Source organism: Shewanella colwelliana (genome assembly GCF_001735525.1).
GTDB lineage: Bacteria > Pseudomonadota > Gammaproteobacteria > Enterobacterales > Shewanellaceae > Shewanella > Shewanella colwelliana.
This window is the reverse complement of sequence record NZ_MCBT01000048.1, coordinates 2,381-26,873: the sequence shown is the minus strand read 5'-3', so window position 1 is coordinate 26,873 and position 24,493 is coordinate 2,381. Positions and strand designations below refer to the sequence as shown.

At 44.4% G+C, this 24,493-nt stretch carries 25 protein-coding genes; 8 read left to right on the top strand and 17 right to left on the bottom strand.

Annotated features, from left to right (window positions below; genetic code table 11):
- Window positions 1-54 precede the first annotated feature (54 nt).
- The 9 genes from BEL05_RS17870 to BEL05_RS21095 all read right to left on the bottom strand — a co-directional run bounded on the left by BEL05_RS17870 (window position 55) and on the right by BEL05_RS21095 (window position 8,064).
- On the bottom strand, window positions 55-594 hold the full coding sequence (locus BEL05_RS17870) for a YaeQ family protein (protein ID WP_028762226.1): 540 nt from the start codon (window positions 592-594) through the stop codon (window positions 55-57).
- An 87-nt stretch (window positions 595-681) separates the two neighbouring features.
- Window positions 682-1,593, bottom strand: a complete 912-nt coding sequence (locus BEL05_RS17865) for a precorrin-2 dehydrogenase/sirohydrochlorin ferrochelatase family protein (protein WP_069671999.1) — start codon at window positions 1,591-1,593, stop codon at window positions 682-684.
- Between the two features lie 115 nt (window positions 1,594-1,708).
- Window positions 1,709-2,026, bottom strand: a complete 318-nt coding sequence (locus tag BEL05_RS17860; RefSeq protein WP_028762228.1) for a putative signal transducing protein — start codon at window positions 2,024-2,026, stop codon at window positions 1,709-1,711.
- A gap of 265 nt (window positions 2,027-2,291) precedes the next feature.
- A complete protein-coding gene (gene secF, locus BEL05_RS17855) occupies window positions 2,292-3,239 on the bottom strand; it encodes a protein translocase subunit SecF (protein ID WP_069671998.1) in 948 nt (315 codons plus the stop codon).
- Between the two features lie 13 nt (window positions 3,240-3,252).
- Window positions 3,253-5,103, bottom strand: a complete 1,851-nt coding sequence (gene secD, locus BEL05_RS17850; RefSeq protein ID WP_028762230.1) for a protein translocase subunit SecD — start codon at window positions 5,101-5,103, stop codon at window positions 3,253-3,255.
- Window positions 5,104-5,142: 39 nt separating this feature from the next.
- Window positions 5,143-5,475 carry a preprotein translocase subunit YajC gene (gene yajC / locus BEL05_RS17845; RefSeq protein WP_028762231.1) on the bottom strand — a complete coding sequence of 111 codons (333 nt, stop codon included), beginning with the start codon at window positions 5,473-5,475 and terminating at the stop codon, window positions 5,143-5,145.
- 26 nt (window positions 5,476-5,501) lie between these two features.
- Window positions 5,502-6,626 carry a tRNA guanosine(34) transglycosylase Tgt gene (gene tgt / locus BEL05_RS17840; protein ID WP_069671997.1) on the bottom strand — a complete coding sequence of 375 codons (1,125 nt, stop codon included), beginning with the start codon at window positions 6,624-6,626 and terminating at the stop codon, window positions 5,502-5,504.
- A 167-nt stretch (window positions 6,627-6,793) separates the two neighbouring features.
- Window positions 6,794-7,831: a tRNA preQ1(34) S-adenosylmethionine ribosyltransferase-isomerase QueA gene (gene queA / locus BEL05_RS17835; RefSeq protein ID WP_028762233.1), complete on the bottom strand. Its 1,038-nt coding sequence runs from the start codon at window positions 7,829-7,831 to the stop codon at window positions 6,794-6,796.
- Window positions 7,832-7,902: 71 nt separating this feature from the next.
- Window positions 7,903-8,064 (bottom strand): hypothetical protein, encoded by a 162-nt coding sequence (locus BEL05_RS21095; RefSeq protein WP_156029356.1) that lies wholly within the window; start codon window positions 8,062-8,064, stop codon window positions 7,903-7,905.
- A gap of 177 nt (window positions 8,065-8,241) precedes the next feature.
- On the opposite strand from BEL05_RS21095, the gene BEL05_RS17830 reads away from it, so the two are divergent.
- Both BEL05_RS17830 and BEL05_RS17825 read left to right on the top strand, forming a co-directional pair.
- Window positions 8,242-8,835: an acyl carrier protein phosphodiesterase gene (locus BEL05_RS17830; RefSeq protein WP_069671996.1), complete on the top strand. Its 594-nt coding sequence runs from the start codon at window positions 8,242-8,244 to the stop codon at window positions 8,833-8,835.
- Window positions 8,836-8,845: 10 nt separating this feature from the next.
- Complete coding sequence (locus tag BEL05_RS17825) at window positions 8,846-9,376, top strand: protein disulfide oxidoreductase (protein WP_245687026.1); 531 nt, start codon at window positions 8,846-8,848, stop codon at window positions 9,374-9,376.
- On the opposite strand, the gene BEL05_RS17820 is transcribed toward BEL05_RS17825, so the two are convergent.
- On the bottom strand, window positions 9,373-10,725 hold the full coding sequence (locus BEL05_RS17820; RefSeq protein WP_069671995.1) for a sigma-54-dependent transcriptional regulator: 1,353 nt from the start codon (window positions 10,723-10,725) through the stop codon (window positions 9,373-9,375). The two genes, BEL05_RS17825 and BEL05_RS17820, sit on opposite strands and share 4 nt — an antisense overlap.
- Window positions 10,726-10,779: 54 nt before the next feature.
- Window positions 10,780-12,372, bottom strand: coding sequence for a sensor histidine kinase (locus tag BEL05_RS17815; protein ID WP_069671994.1), 1,593 nt, complete (start codon window positions 12,370-12,372; stop codon window positions 10,780-10,782).
- A gap of 343 nt (window positions 12,373-12,715) precedes the next feature.
- Between BEL05_RS17815 and BEL05_RS17810 the strand changes: the two genes are divergently transcribed.
- Together BEL05_RS17810 and BEL05_RS17805 are read left to right on the top strand one after the other, a co-directional pair.
- The gene (locus BEL05_RS17810) at window positions 12,716-13,597 is read left to right on the top strand and encodes a hypothetical protein (RefSeq protein ID WP_069671993.1); all 882 of its coding nucleotides are present in this window, start codon (window positions 12,716-12,718) and stop codon (window positions 13,595-13,597) included.
- Window positions 13,598-13,711: 114 nt separating this feature from the next.
- Window positions 13,712-14,047 (top strand): hypothetical protein, encoded by a 336-nt coding sequence (locus BEL05_RS17805; RefSeq protein WP_069671992.1) that lies wholly within the window; start codon window positions 13,712-13,714, stop codon window positions 14,045-14,047.
- A 47-nt stretch (window positions 14,048-14,094) separates the two neighbouring features.
- Here BEL05_RS17805 and BEL05_RS17800 read toward each other — a convergent pair whose 3' ends face one another.
- From BEL05_RS17800 to BEL05_RS17790, 3 genes are all read right to left on the bottom strand, one after another.
- The gene (locus BEL05_RS17800) at window positions 14,095-15,603 is read right to left on the bottom strand and encodes a PhnE/PtxC family ABC transporter permease (RefSeq protein ID WP_342671962.1); all 1,509 of its coding nucleotides are present in this window, start codon (window positions 15,601-15,603) and stop codon (window positions 14,095-14,097) included.
- A 1-nt stretch (window position 15,604) separates the two neighbouring features.
- Window positions 15,605-16,222: an ATP-binding cassette domain-containing protein gene (locus BEL05_RS17795; protein ID WP_245687025.1), complete on the bottom strand. Its 618-nt coding sequence runs from the start codon at window positions 16,220-16,222 to the stop codon at window positions 15,605-15,607.
- Window positions 16,223-16,287: 65 nt separating this feature from the next.
- Complete coding sequence (locus BEL05_RS17790; protein WP_069671990.1) at window positions 16,288-17,142, bottom strand: putative selenate ABC transporter substrate-binding protein; 855 nt, start codon at window positions 17,140-17,142, stop codon at window positions 16,288-16,290.
- 235 nt (window positions 17,143-17,377) lie between these two features.
- Here BEL05_RS17790 and BEL05_RS17785 point away from each other — a divergent pair, with 235 nt between their 5' ends.
- Together BEL05_RS17785 and BEL05_RS17780 are read left to right on the top strand one after the other, a co-directional pair.
- A complete protein-coding gene (locus BEL05_RS17785) occupies window positions 17,378-18,052 on the top strand; it encodes a response regulator (RefSeq protein ID WP_028762243.1) in 675 nt (224 codons plus the stop codon).
- The gene (locus tag BEL05_RS17780) at window positions 18,043-19,392 is read left to right on the top strand and encodes an ATP-binding protein (RefSeq protein ID WP_028762244.1); all 1,350 of its coding nucleotides are present in this window, start codon (window positions 18,043-18,045) and stop codon (window positions 19,390-19,392) included. The genes BEL05_RS17785 and BEL05_RS17780 overlap by 10 nt, the downstream gene beginning before the upstream one ends.
- A 2-nt stretch (window positions 19,393-19,394) precedes the next feature.
- On the opposite strand, the gene BEL05_RS17775 is transcribed toward BEL05_RS17780, so the two are convergent.
- A complete protein-coding gene (locus tag BEL05_RS17775) occupies window positions 19,395-20,090 on the bottom strand; it encodes a 2OG-Fe(II) oxygenase (protein ID WP_028762245.1) in 696 nt (231 codons plus the stop codon).
- 119 nt (window positions 20,091-20,209) lie between these two features.
- On the opposite strand from BEL05_RS17775, the gene BEL05_RS17770 reads away from it, so the two are divergent.
- Window positions 20,210-21,472, top strand: coding sequence for a cyclic di-GMP phosphodiesterase (locus BEL05_RS17770; RefSeq protein ID WP_028762246.1), 1,263 nt, complete (start codon window positions 20,210-20,212; stop codon window positions 21,470-21,472).
- Between the two features lie 49 nt (window positions 21,473-21,521).
- Here BEL05_RS17770 and corA read toward each other — a convergent pair whose 3' ends face one another.
- Both corA and BEL05_RS17760 read right to left on the bottom strand, forming a co-directional pair.
- Window positions 21,522-22,469: a magnesium/cobalt transporter CorA gene (corA, locus tag BEL05_RS17765; RefSeq protein ID WP_028762247.1), complete on the bottom strand. Its 948-nt coding sequence runs from the start codon at window positions 22,467-22,469 to the stop codon at window positions 21,522-21,524.
- A 218-nt stretch (window positions 22,470-22,687) separates the two neighbouring features.
- Window positions 22,688-23,053, bottom strand: coding sequence for a hypothetical protein (locus tag BEL05_RS17760; RefSeq protein ID WP_028762248.1), 366 nt, complete (start codon window positions 23,051-23,053; stop codon window positions 22,688-22,690).
- 178 nt (window positions 23,054-23,231) lie between these two features.
- On the opposite strand from BEL05_RS17760, the gene BEL05_RS17755 reads away from it, so the two are divergent.
- Complete coding sequence (locus BEL05_RS17755; protein WP_069671989.1) at window positions 23,232-23,891, top strand: YccT family protein; 660 nt, start codon at window positions 23,232-23,234, stop codon at window positions 23,889-23,891.
- The last annotated feature ends 602 nt before the right edge of the window (window positions 23,892-24,493 follow it).

Sequence of the window (24,493 nt, the reverse complement as noted above, 5' to 3'; positions counted from 1 at the left end):
AACCCATAGAACAAAAAAGCCAGTCAAATGACTGGCTTTTGCTTTAAATGCCGATCACTCTTTTAATCGCTCTGGAATAATGTGCACACTGCCTAAATCACTCGACAACCACACCTCACCTTCGCTGATGTTAAATTGTAGGATCATACTGCGGGTAACGAGTTCTCCCATCGCCTTAACTGCGTCTTCAGGAATGTTCCACACTTTGAGATTGTTATAACGGGTAAACGCTTGTTGGTTTTGTTGCCACCAAATTGGCACACTGCGTCCGCCATAGGCGAACAGCTGCACTTGCTTTGAACGTCCACAGGCTTTTCGCACCCATTTCTCGTCGCTCTGACCAAACTCAATCCATAATTCGATCTCATCACTTAGCGACTTCTGCCATAGCTCAGGCTCATCCTCGACACACAATCCCTTACTAAATTGCAATGATTCACTAGCATTCATCGCAAAGGCCAATAGACGAACCATCATACGAGAATCGGTTTCAGAGGGATGTTGGGCGATTGTCAGCCCATGATCTTGATAATAGCCTCTATCCATATCGGCTATCTGCAGTTGCACTTTATAAACGGTTGCTTTAGGTGCCATGTTTTCAACTACCTGATAAATGTTGCGCCTAGTCTACCCTAATTTAGCCACAACAGGTTCACAGGTTTTAAGCAGAAACAAATTCAACTACAAGGAACCTGCTTTGATATGTTTAGCCATAGGGAAATGAGCGACAAGCTGCTTTACCAGTTCTGGTGATCCATAAATCAATAGGCGATCGCCCTGCTGATAGTGCTCGGTGATTTGACTTAAAGGTAATCCTTCACTGCGAGAGGCATCGCGTCTAACAAGCTCTAACAAGGATGTTGGCAATGGCGTCTCACTACACAATAGATCCAAACGTTGTAACAGCGGCATCGCCGCAATAGGTAGCAGCTGCACAGGAGTCTCATTATCAATCAGTATGATTTCGCCCGTACTGCATAAGTTGTTAAAGCTATTGTCATAATGAAACTGTGTCTCTGCGTCATAACGATCGCCATTGGCATTAAAAAACTGCTCCCAAAATAGCTTACGTTGACTAAAAATAGGTAATCGTTGCTGCACATCGACTCTACGCTCAGCAATAAAATCAAATAACTCACTGAGTGAAGGTGCAAGCCAGGTTTCTAGGCGTGAACGCAACTCTCTGGCAAACACTGGAGCAGCCCCTGCGGTGCTAATCGCAACCTGTAACCGGCCTCTGTCGACAATTGATGGCGTAATAAAGCGGCATAGACTTGGTGCATCAACCACATTGACCCATATTCCGTGTGCTTTGGCATGAATCGCCATGGTGCGGTTAAGTTCATCGTCCGCTGTCGCCATATACAGTAGGTCAAGCTTATCCAGATCTTCAACCATCACTTGACGCTCAATTAGCGTTATGCGACCGCGTTGGGCGTATTGGCGTACTTCATCGCATACTACTGGTGCAATAACCTTAATGTTTGCTTCAGTCCTTGCCAACAGATCGAGTTTTCTACTGGCAACCTCACCAGCCCCCACAATCAACACGTGTAACGATTGGGTGTCAACAAACAGCGGAAAATACTGCATGATATGGCTTCTCTTTAATTATTGCGGAAACTAGCAAAAGCGAATCGACCCATAACATACCAAATGTAGGCCAATCTTTAACGGTTTAACTCTGCGGAAATTCAACGAATTTAAACTAACTAAGCAGCTCACTGCGCTCTGCGCTGCACTGCCAACACAACTCAAAATTGCCTTCATTCATTTCATGACACTTCACACATTGCCATTTAGGGCTTTCGCTGTTGAGTGACTCAAGCTGTTTTCGTGCTAGCTCATATTGGGATTCGGCGACCCATAGCTCTACATCTTGCAAATCCACGGGTAATTCACCAATCCCGCCTAATAAAGCTTCACCTCTAAGCTCGACACCTATACCGCAGGCTTCAAGCATCCCTTTCCAACTGTGTGCCTGTAATAGGTTGCCACCTGCGACCAATCTACTGCGCTCTTCCATGTTGTTATCCTCTACGACTATTGCTCTTCCGGCAAATTATTAAGGTTATACAATCAGTATCAATGCCAATTCTTCGAACCATAAAATTATAGCACTGCTACAACTTATCAAGCCGCTTAGGAAACGGTTTAAAATTCTGCAATGGCATAACTGCCAAACATCCTATCCCCAAAGCAGTCCGTATGTCGAGAAGGAATATGGCCAATCGTAGGATTTTAGCGCATAAAAAAAGCCACTTTGAGTGGCTTTTTTCTCACGCAAATGATTAAGGCATTAACGCATCTTGATCCGCACCCTCTTTTTCAATCTCAACTGGCATCATGTGTTCACGATTAATACCCAGTTTAACTGCAAGGAAACTTGCTACATAGATTGACGAGAACGTACCCACAAAAATCCCCATCAGCAAGGCTGTTGCGAAGCCATGGATCATGGTGCCACCTTTTAAGAATAGCGCCACAACCACCACAAGCGTGGTTCCTGTGGTGATAATTGTACGGCTCATGGTTTGCGTAATTGAGTTGTTAACAATCTCAACTGGTGTGCTTTTACGCATCTTGAGAAAATTCTCACGAATACGGTCAAATACAACAATGGTATCGTTAAGCGAGTAACCTACAACCGTCAGAACACCAGCCAAAACAGTCAAATCAAACTCCAACTGAAATAGCGAGAATACCCCAAGCGTAATAATCACGTCATGAGCCAATGCCGCGACAGCACCAAGTGCTAAGCGCCATTCAAAACGGAAAGATACGTAAATTAGGATACAGATTAAGGCAACCAATACCGCTAAACCGCCCTGCTCAGCAAGTTCTTTACCGACTTGCGGTCCAACAAACTCAACGCGCTTTTGCGTCACATTTTGGTCGATACCGGATGCGGCTTCCATCACATGAGCAACTTGAATGCCGCTCTTGACGTCTTCTTTTACTGGTAGGCGAACCAATACATCACGACTTGAACCGAAGTTCTGCACCACTGCACCATCTGTTTCTTCTGAGGTTAAGGTGTTACGTAACTTGTTTAAATCAACCGCGCTGGAAAACTCCATTTCAACGACTGTGCCGCCGGTGAAATCTAATCCCCAGTTAATTCCTTTTGTCGCCAACGATCCTAAAGAACCAAGCACTAAAATAAGTGACAAGATACTGATCGGCACTGCATGACGTAAGAAGTTGATCGAGCCTTTAATTGATAAAATCTGGAACATGGTCAACTTCCCCTTAAATAGACAGTTTCTTCACGCGCTTACCACCCCACATCGCATTCACGATTGAGCGAGTACCGACGATGGCAGTAAACATTGACGTGGCAATACCTATCATCAGTGTTACCGCGAAGCCTTTAACGGCACCGGTACCCACAGCAAATAGAATTAACGCTGTCATAAAGGTGGTGATGTTAGCATCCGCAATCGTTGAGAATGCATTGCCATACCCTTCGTGTATCGCTTGTTGCACGCTTCGGCCTGCCCGCAACTCTTCACGAATACGCTCGTAAATTAGTACGTTACCGTCAACAGCCATACCCACAGTCAGTACCATACCGGCAATACCTGGTAGGGTAAGAACTGCGCCAGGGATCATCGACATCACACCAACTACCATCACAAGGTTGGCTGTTAATGCAAGGTTAGCTATCAGACCAAAACCACGGTAGTAGACCAACATGAAGATAAGCACGACTGCCATACCCCAGATCATCGCCTGCACACCATTTTCAATGTTTTCAGCACCTAAACTTGGACCAATTGTGCGTTCTTCAACAATAGAAACAGGTGCAATCAAAGCACCAGCACGTAATAGCAAGGCAAGATTTTGCGCTTCAGAATGATCAAGTCCAGTAATGACGAAGTTACGCCCTAGACGAGCCTGAATGGTCGCCACTGAGATCACTTCCTCAATTTTGTCCATCTTGACACTACCGTCAGGATTCTTAGCACCGTTATCTTTATACTCAATGAACAAGGTCGCCATCGGCTTACCGATATTGTCTTTGGTCACATTTGAGAAGATAGAGCCCCCCTTAGCATCGAGATTAATCGATACCTGTGGACGACTATACTCATCGAAACTTGGCTGTGCGCCTTGAATATGGTCACCGGTCAACATCACCGCTTTTTGCAAGGCAACTTGACCGCCTTGACGACGCTCATAAATTTGAGAACTGGCAGCAATACGACCACTCGCTATAGCGGCAGCGTCAGCTTTTTCATCAACCATATGGAATTCAATCGATGCCGTCGCGCCTAAAATATCTTTAGCACGTGCCGTGTCTTGAACACCTGGTAATTCGACGATGATACGTTCTGCGCCCTGGCGTTGTACCACAGGCTCAGCAACACCCAATTCGTTTACACGATTACGCAATGTAGTGATGTTTTGCTGTAGAGCCTCTTCCTTAATCTGCTTAAGGTAGACTTCACTCATGTTGGCAAGCAACAGGTAATTGTCACCTGAAGAGATATCGCTAAAGACCATATCGTTACTGCGTGTCTTTAGGAAGCGCTCAGCTTTGGCCAAGTTTTCTGCGTCGCGGAACTGAACCTCAATACCTTTTGCAGACTGGCGAATACCCGAATAACGGATCTTCTCGCTGCGAAGGTCGGTTCTGAAATCAGCGATCTTAGCTTCGGTCATCTTACGAATTGCTTCGCTCATGTCCACTTCCATAAGGAAATGCACACCACCACGTAGATCGAGACCCAATTTCATTGGGCTACCGCCCAAGGACTCTAACCACTGTGGCGTTGCCGGTGCTAAGTTCAATGCAACGATAAACTTATCGCCAAGTGATTCAGCAATCGCTTCTTTCGCTAGCAATTGCTGGTCGGCATTGGCCACTCTCACTAACAGTTGACCATCCTCAAGTTCTGAGCGTTTTACCGCGATGCCTTTAGTCGACAATATTTCATTGACTTGCGTCTGAGTTGAAACATTGACTTCAGCACCACGAGTGGCCACAACTTGTACAGCATGGTCTTCACCAAATAAATTTGGTATTGCGTAGAAGGCACCCACAGCGATGATGATCATCACCATTAGGTTCTTCCACATTGGGTATTTATTTAACACACCATCGCCCTCTTGGCTTAAAGTGACTTAATTTACAACTTAAAGTGACTTAATAGACCCTTTAGGCAAAACAGCCGCAATGTAATCCTTCTTAATTGTGATTTCGCTCGTTTCATTGATGGTCAACAATACGTAATCATTTTCGTCGCTGATCTTAGCAATTTTGCCAAGAATACCGCCGCTAGTTAACACTTCATCACCTTTGCTCAGCGAGCTCATTAGGTTCTTGTGCTCTTTAACACGCTTTGACTGAGGACGGAAAATCATGAAGTAAAAAATCAGGCCAAAGATGACCAACATGAATACCAATTCCATTGTTCCACCAGCGCCAGAAACAGGTGCATCGGCTGCATATGCGTTTGAAATGAACATAGTTCTCTCTTCTTATTAGCTAAAAATTAATCGATTAACTTAGGAACTTCACGACCTTGACTGGTATAGAACTCCTCAACAAAGGCGTCTAATGTACCTGTCTCGATTGCGCCGCGCAAACCTTCCATCAACATTTGGTAATAACGTAAGTTGTGGATGGTGTTTAAACGCGCACCTAATATTTCATTGCAACGATCTAAATGGTAAAGGTAAGCCCGTGAGTAGTTCTTACAGGTATAACAATCACACTTAGTATCGAGTGGTGACGTATCATCACGATGACGTGCATTACGGATCTTGATAACACCTTCACTAGTAAACAGGTGACCGTTGCGAGCATTACGAGTTGGCATAACACAATCAAACATGTCAACACCACGACGTACGCCTTCAACTAAGTCCTCTGGTTTACCGACCCCCATCAAGTAACGTGGTTTTTCAGTTGGGATTTTCGGACAAACATGCTCCAAAATGCGGTGCATATCTTCTTTAGGCTCACCCACTGCCAAACCACCGATGGCATAGCCATCGAATCCAATATTAACCAATCCCTCTAAACTCTCATCACGCAGATCTTCATACACACCACCTTGGATGATGCCAAAAAGCGAGTTAGGATTTTCTAATCGGTTAAACTCATCACGCGAACGTTGTGCCCAACGCAGTGACATCTGCATAGACTTACGCGCTTCATCTTCGGTTGCCGGATACGGAGTACATTCGTCAAAAATCATCACCACGTCTGAACCTAAAGAGTCTTGGATTTGCATAGACTTTTCAGGATCAAGAAAGATTTTTTCGCCATTGATTGGCGAACGGAAATGGACGCCCTCTTCGGTGATTTTACGAATATCGCCTAAACTGAAAACTTGGAATCCACCTGAGTCAGTCAAAATTGGACGCTGCCAATTCATAAAATCATGCAAGTCACCATGCTTGCGCATGATCTCTTCGCCTGGACGTAACCAAAGGTGGAAAGTATTACCTAATAAGATATCCGCACCCGTAGCGCGCACTTCTTCAGGCGTCATACCTTTCACCGTGCCGTAGGTACCAACCGGCATGAATGCGGGTGTTTCTACCGTGCCGCGTTCAAACACTAATCGACCGCGACGCGCACGACCATCAGTAGTATCTAATTCAAATTTCATAAATCACCTCGCCAGAGAAACAGTCTGACTATATTCCTCGCTGAAACATCTTCAACGACTATTAACAGATAGAGATAAGGGCAAACCTGTCAGTATCAACCCTTAAACGTAAAAATAAAAATACCCACCTTTGAAGGTGGGTGGGTATTTTAAAACAAAATGAAAGCTTAATTCGGTTTTTTAGTCACAAACATGGCATCGCCATAGCTAAAAAAGCGGTATTTTTCAGCAATCGCATGCTGGTAAGCTTCTTTTACCGCATCGAAACCAGCAAATGCGCTGATAAGCATAATGAGTGTTGACTCCGGCAGATGAAAATTGGTCACCATCGCATCAACAATTTGGAACTCATAACCCGGATAAATAAAGATATCTGTATCACTGCTATATGCTTGCAGTTCCCCCTCACTTGCCTTTGCGGCACTTTCAAGAGAACGTACGGATGTGGTACCAACAGCAATAACACGATTACCGGCAGCTTTGGTCACTTTTATCTGATCAACCACGGTTTGCGGCACTTCAGCCCACTCCGAATGCATCTTATGCTCTAAGATATTGTCAACACGTACTGGTTGAAAGGTGCCCGCCCCCACATGCAAGGTAACAAAAGCGGTATTCACGCCTTTCTCTTTCAATGCACTCAGCAGTGTGTCGTCGAAATGTAAACCTGCCGTGGGCGCAGCTACCGCACCTGGCTTTTGATTGTAAACCGTTTGATAGCGCTCTTTATCGGCATCATCATCAGGTCTATCTATATAGGGAGGCAATGGCATATGACCCACTTCCTCTAAGACTTCTAAAATGCTTTTGTCACTGTTTAAACCAAGCTCAAATAGCGTGTCATGGCGCGCTAGCATGGTCATTTCATAACCACCATCAAGGCAGACGATACTATTTGGCTTAGGGGATTTTGAGCTGCGAACATGAGCAAGTATACGTTTATCGTCAAGCATACGCTCAACAAGGATCTCAAGTTTACCGCCCGTTTGCTTTTGCCCAAATAGGCGCGCAGGGATCACCCGGGTATTGTTAAATACCATCAGGTCACCAGGGTTGACCATATCGAGAATATCTGTGAACTGTTTATCAGCAACCCTACCAGAGGGGCCATCTAACGTCAGCAGTCGTGATGCTGTACGTTCTGGCATTGGGTATCTTGCGATCAACTCATCAGGCAATTCGAAGGAAAAATCAGCTACACGCATAGTCTATCTCTACTTAGCATAAATCGGCCGCTAGTCTATTGGCTGACGTAGATAAGATCAAGATGATTAGGCTAGTTAGTGCTTTTATCCTCATCAGACAGCGGTTCGCTTTTCTGAAGGTCAAAATCTGCTTTACGATAACTGTGCTGCTCAAACGGAATATCTACCTGAACCCGCTTACGTTGAGTTTGCCGTTTCTTGCCTATGAATTTTGAAAACCAGTTCCACATCATCCATGATCCTTAAACCGATATTGTAATGAAAGAGAGTTATTGTCGTGCACATCCGTTAAGAACCCTCCACTCTGAGCGACAATTAACTTACCGAGGTCATGAAATAAAGGTTTCTTAGCACTAGCGGTCATGATAACGTGAAAACAGTGGTTTAACAAAGAAAATAAACTTTATCTAATGAACTTTTTGGCCCATCTTCACCTCGCTGATAACAGTAACACTTCCCTTGCAGCTAATCTGGCTGGCGATTTCGCCAAAGGTAATATCTCTGATCATCCTAAGAGGCTACAGCAAGGTATTTGGATGCATCGACAGATTGATGCATTAACAGATAGTCACGAACTCACCAAAGAGCTGCGCCAAGCCTTTCCAGCCAATTTACAACGTGCGGCACCCATTTTAATCGATTTGGCTTTCGATCATATATTGGCGAAGTATTGGGATGAATATCATAATCAAACCTTAGCCGATTTTGCCCAAACAGCCTATGACGCACTAGACAACACTGCAGAACTTCCAAAGCAGCTAATTGATATTATTCCGAACATGCGTCAACAAAACTGGTTGCTTGCCTATGAGGGACGCTGCGGACTCAATCAAACCATTGAGTCGGTTGCTAAGCGAGTATCTAAACCAGAGATTTTTAACGGTGCAGTAAAGACAGTTGAGAAGATGGATATAGAGATTGAGATCGCATTTAGGACCTTCTACCCGCAATTGATGGCCTATAGCCGCATCTGGACGCGACAAACTCCGGCTGAATATCTATAGCCGCCTAAACGTGAAATTATATCAGCGCGTCAAAGCGATCCATCAGGCGTTAACGCCTCAATCGTCGTGGCTAAAAGGGTTACGCGACCTAGCTATTTTTGGCCTTATCCTCTTTGCCGTTCTCAGCTATCAACAGCGCAATATGCTGAGGGAACAAGCACCTGACATCATGGCACTCACAACCCAAAACACAGTCGTGTCAATGGCGAAAGATGCGCCCACGCTGGTTTATTTTTGGGGTTCTTGGTGTCCGGTATGCCGCATCACCTCGCCCATGGTCAATGCGATCAATGACGATTATGCCGTTATTACTGTCGCAGTCGCTTCTGGGGGGAATGAGGATATCAATCAATATCTTACGGAACATGATTATCAATTCCCCGTCATCAATGATACCGAAGGTATGCATATACAATGGGGGGCATTGGCCTATCCTGCAATCTATGTTGTCGACCAAACAGGGCAAATAAGATATGTCACATCAGGTGTCACCACAACTTGGGGACTACGAGCCCGCTTATGGCTCGCCACCAATCTTTAAACCAGTTGGTACTTCTCCAGTCGATACAAAAACGCCTTATAACTCATGCCTAAAAACTTAGCCGCTTTAGTTCGATTCCCCTCATGTTTTGTCATCGCTTGTTGTAAGCAGTCTTTCTCAAATAGGTCCCACTCAATACCGGTTTCAGGCAGGATGAAGCCATTGGTATCTAACATTTGCGGCGTTAACGTTAACTCATTGACCATCTCTTGTTCATCACCAAGCAGCACGAAACGCTCAATCCGATTTGCTAGCTCACGCACATTACCCGGCCAAGGGTGATCCAGCAGGCATTTTAAGGTTTGACTGGACAATTTGGCAGTGGGCATTCCATATTGACGGCAGTGGATCTTCAAAAAATGTTCCACCAGCTGGCCCACATCTTCTCGGCGCTCTCGTAAAGCAGGCATATGAATAGGCACTACATTTAAGCGGTAATAGAGATCTTCTCTAAAGCGCCCTTCAGCCACTTCAACCTGCAGATCCCTATGGGTTGCCGCGATAACGCGAACATCTAATTTTAGCTCACCATTTTGCCCCAAACGAGAGATAACGCCCTCCTGTAAAAAGCGCAGTAAATTAGTCTGTTGCAGTAGCGGCAATTCACCGATCTCATCGAGAAACACAGTGCCGCCATCGGCCGCTTCAAGCTTGCCTATTTTTAAACTGTTGGCACCAGTGTATGCTCCTTTCTCAGCACCAAACAGTTCAGCTTCGGCCAATGACTCTGGAATCGCACCACAATTAATCGCTATAAAAGGTTTATGCTTTCGATTGGAGAGCTGGTATAACGCCCTCGCGGCCAACTCTTTACCTGTGCCACTTTCACCACCGATGAGCACAGTGGCATCGGTTGCGCTGACCCGCTGCACCCGTTGATACACTTTCTGCATCATGGTTGATTTACCCACTAAGCCAACGAGTTCTTGTTGTTGGGACAGCTCAGACGCCAAACGGCGATTTTGCTTTTTAAGCGCAATAGATTTGGCAACTTTATCGATAGCCAGCAATAGGGTTTGACGTTGATAAGGCTTGGCCAAATAGTCATCTGCACCAGCGTGCATCGCATCCACTGCATGGGTAATGGTGCCGTACGCTGTGGCGATGATAAACCCCATATCAGGTCGTTCTCGACGCACGTAGTTGAGTAAGTCCATGCCGGTTAACTGCCCCAGTTTCCAGTCAGAAAACACTAGATCGGGTTCATCTTGCTTGATTAATACTATTGCCGCCTCTACGCTCTCAGCGCTAGTCACTTGATAATCATTGGCTGCTAACATCAAGACGATTAAGTTACGCTGATCAGGCTCATCTTCAACAACCAATATTTTCAATTTTACTTCACTCATCTAGGCCTCATTTATGTGGCTAATGGCACCCATCAGCATTGCTCTTATTCTGGGTTAACCCTGTTTAACTCGGGCAAATGTTAGTGTGACAATGGTGCCACCTTTCGGGTTATCATCAAACTGGATATCCCCGCGATAATGGCCCTTGATCAATCGCTCCGCAATATAGATCCCCATCCCAGTTCCCTCAGTCTTGGTGGTAACATGAGGTTGCGTCAATTTATGTTTTAACTCATCAGGTATCCCCTTGCCCGTATCCCTCACTATGATCACATGTTGCTCATGTTCTTGAGTCAAGGTGACATCAATGGTGCCAGAGTCAGGAGTCGCTTCAACAGCGTTAATCAGCACAGCATGGACGATACTGCGGATTTCAGACTCTGCACCTGCCACCACCAAGTTCTCTCCCGGTTTTACATTTGGCATAACGAAAGAAATCACAGGTTTACTGCCATTAATTGATAGCTCTAACAAGATATCTTGAATGATGGCATTCAATGGCACTTGATGTGTTCTGTCCACTTGAGTACTTGAGAGTGTTAGTAATGATTGAATGCTTTTGTCCATCATTACAATTTTTTGCTGTATTTGACTAAGCATACGCTGCAACTCCTCGCTTGATTGAGCATGGGTTGCGGCTTCTGACAATAAGCCCACCGTATGCAGCGGATTACGTAAGCTGTGGGCAATCCCCCGCGTTACCTCTCCCAACTCAGCAAGCTGTTGTTGTTGGACCATCATGCTCTCTTTTTCACTCAACTGTTCAAGCTGACGACTCATCTTGTTAAAACCCGAAAAAATCGCCTTTAGCTCTTTAACGCCTTTCTCCTCCACTTGAAAGCCCAACTCTCCGCTCCCTAGCTTTTGATGACCCCGAGCCAATTGACTCAGCGGCGCACTGATATAGTGACTAAGCAAGTACGTCAGGATCAACGCCACTAAAGAAGTGATTAAAATTAGTGCAAGCATAGACTCATTGAACTCCTCCAGCTGATCATTAGCACCAGTACTTGGTAACTTAAGGTCTTTAATCACACTGAAAGACAGCTCACCTAATGCTGGTACGCTTGGTGCCTCAATGATGGCAATGTTGCCATCTTCCAACCAACGATTACTGTCAATCTGTATTTGACTCACCGCCTCATTCAACCGCTGCTGATAAGCCATTGCAGCGTCACGCCTAGCCTCTACGATGCTGGCACGTTGTTGTTGCTCAAAAACGCGCTCCTTCTGTGCCATCTCGTTAAGTTGAGCCTTTAGCTCCTTTTCCTTAACCTGCAAGGCTTGATGTAACTTTTGTCGTGACTGCCCACTTAAACTGTCACCGTCTTGTGTTTCAAGCGCCATCACTTCTTGGCTGAGTTCGCTGATCGCTTGGGTTATTTCACCAATTTCATTGTTAAAGCCATGGCCAAACTCTTCAACATCATCGTGTATAGCGTCGTGCTCAAACTCAACTACGAAATCCTGTTCATTACCAACGTTCTCAATCAACACTTTAACTAGGTTTTGCGATAACGTCTTAGAGCTCTGACTTAATTCGCTTTGCAGCTCCTCTTTTATTCCTTGAGAGATCATAAGCTGCATAAGCCCGAGCAAAATAATCAAAGCACCAAAAAGTAGAAATAGATAACGTTTAATCGACATACAATCCCCAAAAACTGTTGCACACACTCACTAGGTTTACTCACTCGAGTATCAAACCCGCGAGTCACTGTGAAATATCACTACAAGATTAGTACCAAGTTGTAATTCCATTGATTCAACCACTTACGTTAGCACAGTTTTTATAGATTTCCTTAAATGGGGAATTCACTCCTCATTTGCGGTTAAATGCGAATAGAAGTAATCCCAATAAAAACTAAAAAGATTAATAAAAACAGTTTTTTAAATAATTGGCACAATTCTCGCTCTATCCATATACATCCACATTCCATCCGCTTGACTGATCCGCAGTTAAATGGAGAAATGAGAAAACAAAGGAAGCGCTATGAAAATTTTGCCTATGTCGACACTAATCTGTACCGGACTGCTCTCATATTCACTATTGGCTGCACCAATTATGGTGCACCAAATTGAGCTCAATGAACCCCAAGGTGTCACTAAAGTCAGTCGCGATGAAAATGAGCTCACCCAAGTAACAGTGATGATAGACGGTGAACAACAGGAATTTACGTTTACCCCTGACGAACTCAACGATCCAGAAGTCATCAATCAACATTTGAGTCAATTGCCAGCCGCACAGCAGCAAAGGTTAGCCAAACTGCTTAGTCGACTCGACCTAAATCATGGTGATGTAAGGATCCTGAGTAAAAATGCATTCAGTCCCGAAATGCAAGGAAAGCTCACTAAACTGCGTGAGCAGATGCAGCATAAAGAGATTCAGCTAGCCGTTGTCGCCAAGGAGATGAAAGCTAAAAGTGCTGATCTAGCGGCTAAAAGCACAGAAATACAGATGAAAGCCGCCGAAATTCTCGAAAACACACACAGCAAAGAGACGCAGGAAAAGCTAGCTAGATTGCACAGTAAAGAGATGCTATTGGCAAAAGTCGCACATGATATGGAAGCTAAGGCTGCCGAAATCGAAATCCACTTCGAGACCCATGGTAATAATTTTGATGAAAACATCACTCTCATCACTGACGATATCACTGCATTAGCCAATGAAATTGTTGAACTTGAGATGGGGGCGCTTGGTCTGGATATTGACGTCGACGTTAATGACGCTCGCGGCAACCACTTTATCGTTGTCAACCAAGACTCGAACACCTACAGTACAGAACAGATCATCGAACTCATTAAATCAGCAGAGTTAAGTGATGATGATAAGCTTCGTATTGAAACATTACTAAGTAAACCATCGTCAAAATAAGCAGAAGAAATATTACGCTTTGATGATGTAGTCACAAAAAGTGTGAACACGCCGATAGAATGCGCCTTAAGCAAAGTGTACTCTCCAGATCAATAATCTATTTGGAGATACCCTATGTGGTGGCGCATTCTCACTATTTTCTTGGCCTTTGCTTTGCTCGGGGCGCACTTTTTAAGGTATGGACAAACCCTCCTATGTGCACTCTTTGTTGTTGCCCCCATTTTGCTCATCTTTAGACATAGATTTGTCGCACACTTTCTTCAAATGGTTCTGCTTTCTAGTGCAGTATTTGTTTGGGGACTCAGCGGATATGATTATGTGCAGATACGTATTGCCATGGATGCGCCTTGGCTTAAACTGAGCCTCATCATGTCAGCCGTGACAATGTTCACCATCGGCGCATCGATATGTTGCCATGGCATACAAAAGCGCCGTGCACAGCAAAACTAATGACTCAAATTAAACTAGGTGGTTAGGCCTGGTTTTATGATGACAATTTAAGTAATACACGAGCGCCCATGGGCGATACTATCCCCGACTTGACGAGCCACTAATTTTCTCGCCGAAAAATCAATAACCACATTAAGCAAAGCCGTTACCGCTAATAGGTAAAGGGCATTGCTGTAGCGAATTTCAGCAAAGGCACTGTCGATATAAAATCCAATAGTTGCTACACCTAGAATGCCAAATATTGCCGTTTCCCTTAGCATCACCTCAAAGCGATAAAACAGTAATCCCATCAAATTAGGGTATACCCGAGTTAAAATTTCATAGGCAAAAAAATCAGCCCGTTTTTTATAGGTTGCACTCGGAGTGATCCCCTGCTCTTGTTTAACCAACAAAAATGCGATCAATGCACCATTGTGCAAGGCCAATGCAATGATGGCCGGCAACATCGATGGCCCAATCAATAACATCAATACAAAAGCTAAAATATATTCGGGAATTGAACGCAATACGAGTAATCCCAATTGCCCGGCGACAGCGCGATATTTACTACCACTATGCTGACTCGCTACAAGATGGGCAATTAGCGCGACAAGATGACTCAAACCTAGTGCCGACAACGCTAATATCACAGTGGCGAACACCCCGGGTAACGCTTGATTAATAGTGATAGAAGCCAACCATTGATAAAATTGATTCAGCCCATCACTAAGTTCCATTTGAGTATAAATAACCCCTTGTATACCTGGCGGCAGCAGATCATAGGAGACAAACCGCCACAGTAAGCCGCCATCTATAATGCCAATATCAGGAATAGTCCATAGCGCCGCCAATAGATACACTGGAATCAGGTCTTTTTTAGCCCATAAGCTAATCGTGCCGATGAGTAATATGAACAACATCAATAGCGCAGCACCTTCACTATACTGCCCTTGGCGAAATGCTGTCTCGAGATAAAAGCCCAAGGTTGGCATACCGATAAAGCCAAGTACGGCGCTGCTGCGGAGTGCGCACTCAAATCGATACCGAATGTAAGCCAGCATTAACGGGTAAACGTGACCCAGTCGGCCATAAACGTAACGGCTGAGGGGGTCGGTATTAAAGGGCAGCCCCCGTTCAGTCGTGGACGGAGATTGAGCCAAAATATCATGAAACACCCTTGCAAAGGTTGCGCCGTAGGGTAATCCAATCGCTAATATTCCAGTTAACGGTGATAAGCCAAAAATTTGTAGAAACAACAAGGCCCAAAAGAGTTCATGAACTCCTCGAACCATAGCACAACTAGCGGCGACAAACGGATGTTGATAAACCAAGGCTAATGGGCCACCGAGCACGATGCCAAAAGCCACACCCAATAAGGCAAAGTTAACGGTTTGCCAGAGGGCTGAAAGTAAAAATTCAGTGGCGAAGAAGTCTGGAGAAATAACCCCTAGTGCCAATCGGCTTAGTTCCGCCCACGGATCGACACTGATGACTTCAATATCGGCAAACAGCAGGGCGACTAACGCCAATAGCCACAGTTGTGCAGTCAATCGCTGCCAGGGCCCAAAGAAACGCACTTTATCCCCCATTATCGGAAACTGAGCCAACCTTACGGTCAAAAAATGCGATTAAATGTTCAGGCTGAAGTATTTGTGATGGGGCATCCAGTGCAATTTCGCCATCTTGCAACCCGACAATACGGTCGAAATAGTTCAATGCCATTTGGCAATCATGTAGCACCATAATCACTGTTGGATGTCGGCTAAGCACTTGAGCAATCAACTGCTGCGCCATCACAGGATCAAGTGATGAAAATGACTCGTCACCAATAAAAGTTGATTGTTGTTGATACAATGCCCGCGCAAGCGCAACCCGCTGCCGCTGTCCGCCAGAGAGTTCGCTAACTGTTTTATTCAGGGCGACATCGAGCAGCAATGCGCTGCAAAGTTCACTCACCTCATTGATGCGATGGGTTTGTGGCCTAATGAGGTTTAGCAGATTGTAGCCAAAGTGGTGACGGGCAAGCGCACCCATATAGACGTTATGGAAGACGCTTAACGCATCAACTAATCCTTGAGATTGTGCACAATAAGCAGCCTGAGAGTTAAGCTGAGTATAGATATGGGCTAGTAGCGTAGACTTACCTACACCCGACGCGCCGACAATCGCAACTTTTTCACCTTGCTCAATGCTCAATGAAAGGTCTTTAATGACCTTCCTATCGCCGTAACTGAGTGTTAAAGCTTCTAATCTCAGCACGATTAATCGAGTAAGCCAATAGCAATGGCCACCGATTCAATCGGTTCATAATCTTGGTTTTCCGCCTCAACAAAAGAGAGACGAGGAAAGCTGGCGAGTAATTCTGGGTCTTTCATATTCAATAAGGCGGCTTTCAACTTAGCTTCAAATCCTGAGCCAAATGTCTGTTCAACACCATGACGAACTGTCCACTGATAGTCCGGATAAGCTGGCGTTTCCCAGATAACCCTTACTTTGCTGGTATCAACTAACCCTTTTTCAACGGCACTTTCCCACACCTTATAATTCACAGCCCCAATTTGATAAGCGCCAGCTTCGACTTGAGCAATTGTGCGGCTATGATCGCCCGAAAAACCAATACGAGAGAATATCTCTTTTGCTTGTTTTCCCATGTTGCGTTCAATAAAAAACTGCGGCATCAAACGCCCAGAGGTTGAGCCTTTAGAGCCGAAGGTAAAAGTGTAGCCATTTAGGTTAGGGAAATTACTCGACGCCACCAATTCCACCGAATGGTGGGCGATAAAAAAGCTTTTGAAAAATTGGTCTTCATAACCTTGAGCAATGGCATCAGAGCCTGGCACCAATCGTCTTGCTTGCACGCCTGATAAACCGCCAAACCAAGCCAGCTGCACTTGATTATTACGAAATGCTGTGACTGCTGCAGCATAGGACTTAACCGGGACATACTTAACGTCAACGCCCAACTCCTGCTCTAAGTAGCGCGCAACCTTATTAAACCGTGTCTGCAATTGGCTTTCATTCTCATCGGGAATGGCAGTAAAAGTAAAGGTTTGTGCACAGACTGTCGGCACAAGTATAAAAGACAACAGCAACAAGCTAATACGGCTAAATAACATTTTGTAAATCCGATATTTAAAATTAACGCGATTTTAACCTTTAGTGCACTAAATTCATAGGCGAAACGGCTAAGAAAACCAAGTTGATAATGAAGGGATTCAATAGGCTTAAACATAAGTCAGCACTCATTAAGCTAACTTGATATAAACTAAGTTCTTTATCGCAGCATCACTTAGTTGGCACAGATACTATAACTGGTTAAACTGAGTAAAATCATTTAGAAGGCAAACTGTAATGAGAATTTTAGTTGTAGAAGACGATCCCATTCTGTCACATCACCTACAAGTTCAATTGTCGGAATTGGGCAATCAAGTCCAAGTTGCTCTGACCGCAAAAGAGGGATTTTATCAAGCCACTAACTATCCCATCGACGTTGCCATTGTCGACTTAGGTCTGCCAGATCAAGATGGTATGACACTGATCCAAAACCTCAGAAAAGCCGAGCTTAAAGCCCCCATTCTCATTCTTACTGCACGCGTAAATTGGCAAGATAAGGTCGAAGGCTTAAACGCCGGAGCCGATGACTATTTGGTAAAGCCGTTTCAAAAAGAGGAGTTAGTTGCACGTCTTGATGCATTAGTTAGGCGCAGCGCTGGCTTTGTTAAACCACAGATAACAAGTGGGCCACTAGAGATCGATCTTGCCGCCAAACAAGTTTCTTTGAACAGTGAACCCATGGAAGTCACTGCTTTCGAGTATCTAATTTTAGAGTACCTGATGCGCCACTGTCACGAAGTCGTCGCCAAACAAAGGCTGCTTGATGTGATATACGGTGATAAAGAGGGTGACCCAAACACCATTGAAGTCATGGTCAGCAGACTGCGTAAAAAACTCTCTAAAGGGGGATTAGATAATTCAATCGCCACCATTCGCGGTCAAGGTTACAAGTTCAATTTGCCATGCAGCTAAATTTTAAACCCAAAAAACGTCTGCTCATGCGGATGTTTATCACCTCGCTATCCATTATCGCCTTAGTGGGTATTGGATTAGCTTGGCTAGTCAACGTGCTATATGCACAGAATAGCTACAACGAGGAAACCGCTAAGCTCATTGCCGAAATCCCTAGCGTCGCAGCAGAACTAAAAGAACACAATCTAATTCCCGATACCAGTGAGTGGTTGGATGAAAATAACACCCCAGAGCGATATATTATTGCCAGTTGCAATGAGACCTTCTCTCAAGTGTGGACATCATCAATGGCAGTCGAAAGAGGTCTGTTTGATACCTGTGAACGTTTTAATGACATTAGACATGATACACCGCCCTACCACCTCACTCTGGCCGATAGTAAAAACTATTTCGTCTACCTTTTAGCCGTCGAAATTGCTCACAACAAATACAACTTACTCGTCATGAAAGATGCCGATAAGCTGGAACAAGAGCTGAATAAGTTCAGCCGCAGAACCTACTGGCGACTCTCTGGAGTTCTCGCGTTGGCCTTTGTACTGCTTGTCAGTGCCGCCTATTGGGGAATGCGTCCCTTAGTGCGTATGCGCAATGAACTAGAACAAGTAAGCAGTGGCAAGGCTAAATCACTTTCTGAAGATTATCCGGTAGAACTAGAAGGTGTAACTCAAGCCCTTAACCAACTATTAGTTCAGTCAGGTGCGCAGCAAGAGCGATATCAAAACGCAATGAATGACCTAGCCCATAGCCTAAAAACTCGTCTAGCGGCCGTGCACGCCATCACAGATGACGCGAGTTTAACCAAGCATAGTGCCAGCGAGAAAATCATGGATCAAGTGAGCCAAATGGACCAGTTGGTAAAATATCAACTTAAGCGAGCCATGTTAGGTAGAAAAGGACTTAAACAAGAGCAAACTCCTGTAGCACCGCTAATTGAACAGTTGTCACAGATGCTGTTTAAAGTTTATCGAGATAAACAGGTAAACTTTTCCGCAGACATCCCAACTGCCCATGTTTTCCCTGGCGATCAAGGCGATCTAATGGAGTTATGCGGTAACTTAATGGAAAATGCTTTCAAAATGTGTATCAGCCAAGTCGCCGTTAGCGCCTACTATAACGACAACAGTGAATTTGTCCTGATTGTGGAGGATGATGGCCCTGGCGTTGCACAAAATATTCGTCAGCGGATTATAGAGCGGGGCGTTCGAGCCGACACACAAAAAGCAGGACAAGGTATCGGCCTGGCCGTCTGCAACGAGATTGTTATCAGTTATGGCGGACAATTATTGATAGAAACCTCCGAGCTTGAAGGCGCTAAATTCATTATCCGCATCCCAATATAAGGTCAACCTACCGGAGCATAAAGCTTTTCAGCTCGATTAAACATCACCCATGACGTGGCGATATATTTATCACCACTAATGGGGGTGTTTCCCCGATGACTGTGCGTAAATCCAGCAGGCGCTATTACCATGGTGCCTTTTTGGGGCTTCACTTTGCGCTGCTGGTAAAAAAATTCCGTCTCTCCGCCCTCTTCGACATCATTGAGGTAATACATATACAAGACTACGCGATGCAAAGCTTCATTATGCCCAAGTTGTGGAAACTGCTCTGAATGCCAATGAGGATAACCGCCCTTACCTTGTTCATATTGTTGAATATTGATCGAACCACTACGATAAAGATACTGCACCAATGGCGCTACACGATGTCGCCCTAAAGAATCAAAGTTATCAGGCGTTAGTGTTTTAGGTTGACCCTCGTCATCGGCAAGGGTGACCGCCACAGCTCCCATCACACCCATAGAATATTTCTCAAAATAACGCGCGCTCTGTTTTAGCGTATAATTAAGAAGCTCGTTTTTAAGCGGCGCAAGCTCCGGAAAATTATCCATCGTAATGTCACGGCTGATCTTCTTTTCTCGATCAACGCCATGGCCTGTTTGCCCGTCAATAACACCTTGATGAGAATTAAACATTGCGATTAAACGGTCACACAATTCATCAGGTATAGCATTAGGGTAAACTTCGATAAAATCCATACATAGCTCTCTAATTTGACTATTTTTTAATGCATCTATGCTGACACACAGCTTAAGTAATTGTAAAGCCGCCGAGTTCATATAAAATAGTCGTCACATATAGGTAAACATAAGTTCACATGAGCAAAAGCTGTAAGATTCGGGTCACACAACTCCAAATCGGTAACTTTGTTAGATTGCCCGTTTCATGGAAAGATCACCCCTTTCTATTTAACTCTTTTCGCATCAAACAAGAGGCACAAATTGAACTCATTAAAAACTTAGGTATCGAGTTTGTATTTGTTGATCTGGAAAAAAGCAGTACCCCACCATTAGCCAAAGACGCAGTGAGCGAAACGCCAACCCAAAAAGGTGCAGACTTAACCGCATTAACTGTCGAGATGAATAAAGACAAGCTCGAACGTATCGAACATCTTAAAAAATTACGTCGCGATCTTCAGAAAACTGAACAGCAGTTCGACCGCTCCATCGCTATGATGCGCAGCCTAATCACTAAACTGCGTAATCGACCACTCAATGCGATAAACGATGCGAAAGAGCTGATCCATAACATTACCGACCAACTGCTTAATTCTGAAAATTTGGTGCTGCATTTAATGGGGGATGCTAAAGACAGCGAAGGGATCTATTACCACTCACTAAACGTAGCGGTATTGTCTATGTTAGTGGCCAAAGAACTTGGATGGGAGCGCGACGGTATTGAAGCCGTGGGTCTTGGAGCGCTATTCCACGATACTGGAAAGCTTAAAATCCCTACGCAGCTAATGCGAAAAAAAACGCCCTTAACCCCGCCTGAAGCAAATTTTATTAAGCAGCACCCTACAATGGGCGTAGATCTACTGAAACTAGCCGATAACTTTCCAACAGATGCAATCTCCATCGTCAGAGACCACCATGAATACCTTGATGGCAGCGGTTATCCCAAAGGGCTAAAAGGCGACGCCATAAGTGTTCCAGCACAACTGGTTGCAGCGGTAAATCTCTACGATAAGCTCTGCCACCCCGAAGGAGCCGAAAAAGCTCGAACTCCCTATGCAGCGTTGGGTTACCTGTATAAGAACTTTAAAGACAAGCTCAATAATGAGGCAATAGGCAAGCTAATAAAAATGCTTGGCATCTACCCACCGGGCAGTGTCGTCGAGCTTTCTAGTGGCCAATTTGCCATGGTGATGGCCGTCAATTTAGATAAAATCTTATTACCACGGATCTTAGTTTACGATGCGTTGGTGCCAAAAGAGCAAGCGCCGATTGTTGATTTAGAAACTGAAGGTCTGACGATTGTTCGCTGCATTTCACCTGCAGCCTTACCAGAGAAAATCTTTAAATACCTCAGCCCGCGAGAACGAGTCAGTTACTTCTTTGGTGGAAACCAAAAGGCTTAGCAGTATGCTAAGCCTTTCACTGAACAATTGATAAATCCCCGACAAAACGCTATAGCCAGCCTTTGCGTTTGAAAAACAGATAGGTTGATGCGGCGCTACCAATCATCATCAATATCGCCATGGGATAACCCCACTGCCACTCCAGCTCAGGCATATTCGTAAAGTTCATCCCATAGGCACTCGCTATCACCGTTGGGGGTAAGAATATTACTGCGGCGACCGAAAATATCTTAATGATCTTATTTTGCTGCAGCCCACTGAAGCCCATCGCTGCATCAAGCAAGAAGTTCAACTTATCGAAAATAAACTGACTATGAGGCATCAAAGACTCGATATCTGACAACATCTCTCGAAGATCTTTCAGATCGTCATCAGTTAGTTTACCTCGGTAGTATCGTTGCATATAACGCAGCGAACGTTGGGTATCGAGCAAACTTAATCGGATTTTACCGTTGGAATCTTCCTGTAACGTGATCAGCTTAAACACATCATCAAGCTCATCATTGTCAAAGACCTGTTCACCAACATTATCAAGAACTGAGTACACATCCTCAATTAAATCAGATAGGTAATCCACTTTAAGATTAAACAGTTCCAAAAACAGTGCTTGAGGTGTCGATACTTGAATCCGACCTAAACGCAGATAGTTTCTTAGCAAACGAATTAGCCCAACGTCATCCTCTCTTAAGGTCACTAGAAACTGCTGCCTTAAATTAAAAGAGATGTTTACGCCCTTGACGTCTTGTCCAACACGTTGCGGAAACAACGAGTTAATATGTAAACCATCCCTATTTTGATAAAAACGTGCAGAAGCCTCAATCTCATTGATATCTTCCTCTTCAGGTAACTCTTCTGAAGAGTACCCCCTCAACCACTCTCGTTCATCATCTTCAGGTTTAAAAAGGTCAAGCCATAACGTCCCCATAGGCACGGTATCTTGAATTCCCAACTCGACAATAGACAACTTACTATCTTGGTAGACATAAGCAGTGATCATAAGACCTCCTGAAAAAACACTGAGATGAAACGACAACACATCAAAGCGCAGGGCAAAAAACGGCTAATTCTAACCTATAACAATCAGTTGAAAAACAGAAACTCCTTACAAATATCAATTAATCATTTAGCAATAAGCAATGATGACCTTTTTTATACATCTGTGGGCTAAGCGTCAATAATCCAATAGCAAGTTCGCAACAGCCCCAAATAAATACACTACCTTATTGGCACCGAGGCAATTATTACGCGCTCTTGGTTGGATAAGCGAATATTAATTCCATCTACCGTAGTGATTTCATCTGCTTTAATGTCCCGTTTATAAACCTGATAGACAGCGCTACTTTCTGCGATTGGGGAGACAATTGTAACCTCAACAATCTTAGCGCCATCTTGCCAAGACCAATACCAATAACCGGCACTTGCAAGCAATGAGACAGACACCAACCCAAAAAGCACATAACGCATAATCATACGTTGACCCAGTTGCGCTGCCGTTTCTTTTTCACGAGTAGCCGATGGCTTACGAATATAAAAAAGTGCTCCCGCAATCACTAATAGAGTGACGAGTATTTTTGTTAGCACACTATTCTCCACAATAGATATTAATGAAATTATATCTCCAAAAATCAATGATTACTGTTACAAAGCGCCCAGCTAGCGGAAAAACACCACCTAACCCTATCGAGCATTGTTCAAACCTCAACGAGAATGTTATAAAACTCTATAATAAATTTAATCTAGATCCTATAACGGTAATGTTATGAACCTAATAAAATTGCTCGCGCTTACCACAGTCCTTTTTGTCAATCCTGCGTTAGCAAAAATCGAGCTTATCCTCCCCAACAGCACTGAAAGTTTAGCCATTAATGGTAAAGCTACCGATGAACGTGAGTTATCGATAGAAAATGGTACTGTGCAGTTATTGTTTAAATATAACGCTAACTACAGATCCCAAGGCCAGCAGGTACGATTCACCTCTCAAGCCACCATTCTGACCTTTGAGGGCAAAGACAGTCGTTATCAAATCGAAATGCCGCCAATAAACTCACAAAGAGACGCCGACAAATTCAATAAACAACCTTGGCTCACCATAAAAAATGCCAGTGGTGACCTCGTTGACTACAAAATTGATATTCTCGTTAAAGAGGGCTTACAGATTGGACGAGACTATACTGGAGAATTAGAGACTTACAATACCAACTATGGCATTGCAGCTATCGCACTTCTCCCTCCGTTAAAACAACAGCCCAAAATCATGCCATTCGACAACCAGCAAGCACATATAGAAAAGACTGAAAAACAGCTATCAGCAGAGCCCCCTCAACCGGATCAAATTAATATCGGCCAAATGCTAGATTTCTGGTACAGCCAAGCAGACGAGGCGACAAGAAAAGCATTTAAAGAGAGAATTAACCAGTAGACATAAACATTAAACAAAACCACAGTGTCACTAAGCCTGGCGGCGCCAGGCACAAGGTGTCCGAATGCCAGAAACTCATAACTGCTGTTTCTGGCCAAGCTCAGTAACAAGACGACATCAGCAGTAGACATCAAGGCAGCGCAAAATGACTTATCCATTTCAAATCAAGGGGTTAGCCTGAAATAGTTAGCTACAAACAAATCCTCAGAAAGCCTCTCGCATGGGGGAGAATGAGTGTCTTGAATACGAACCATTTAGCAACCTCGTAGCGAGAGGAGACCTTGTCGACGAACTAAGGAGCTCTTGCTGAGTTAGCCGCGAAGGACTTCCATATGAGTAGTTGTTCGCGCGAACAACAAGGATGTAGGAAGTGCCATAAATTGCCTGGTTCAAATCAGGTGAGCCTGTAAACGAAAAAGTCCGTTGCATTCACAGCGGGCTTTCTTGACTCTCTGACGAGAAATTAAGCACCTCGAAATGAGTTACCCTTTATTATCCCCGAAAGAGACACATGGTTGTACCAACACCCGAGACGCATAAATGCAGCGTCTTGGACGAGGTCGGGAGTTGGTATGATACTAATGGGTATAACACGCACATGG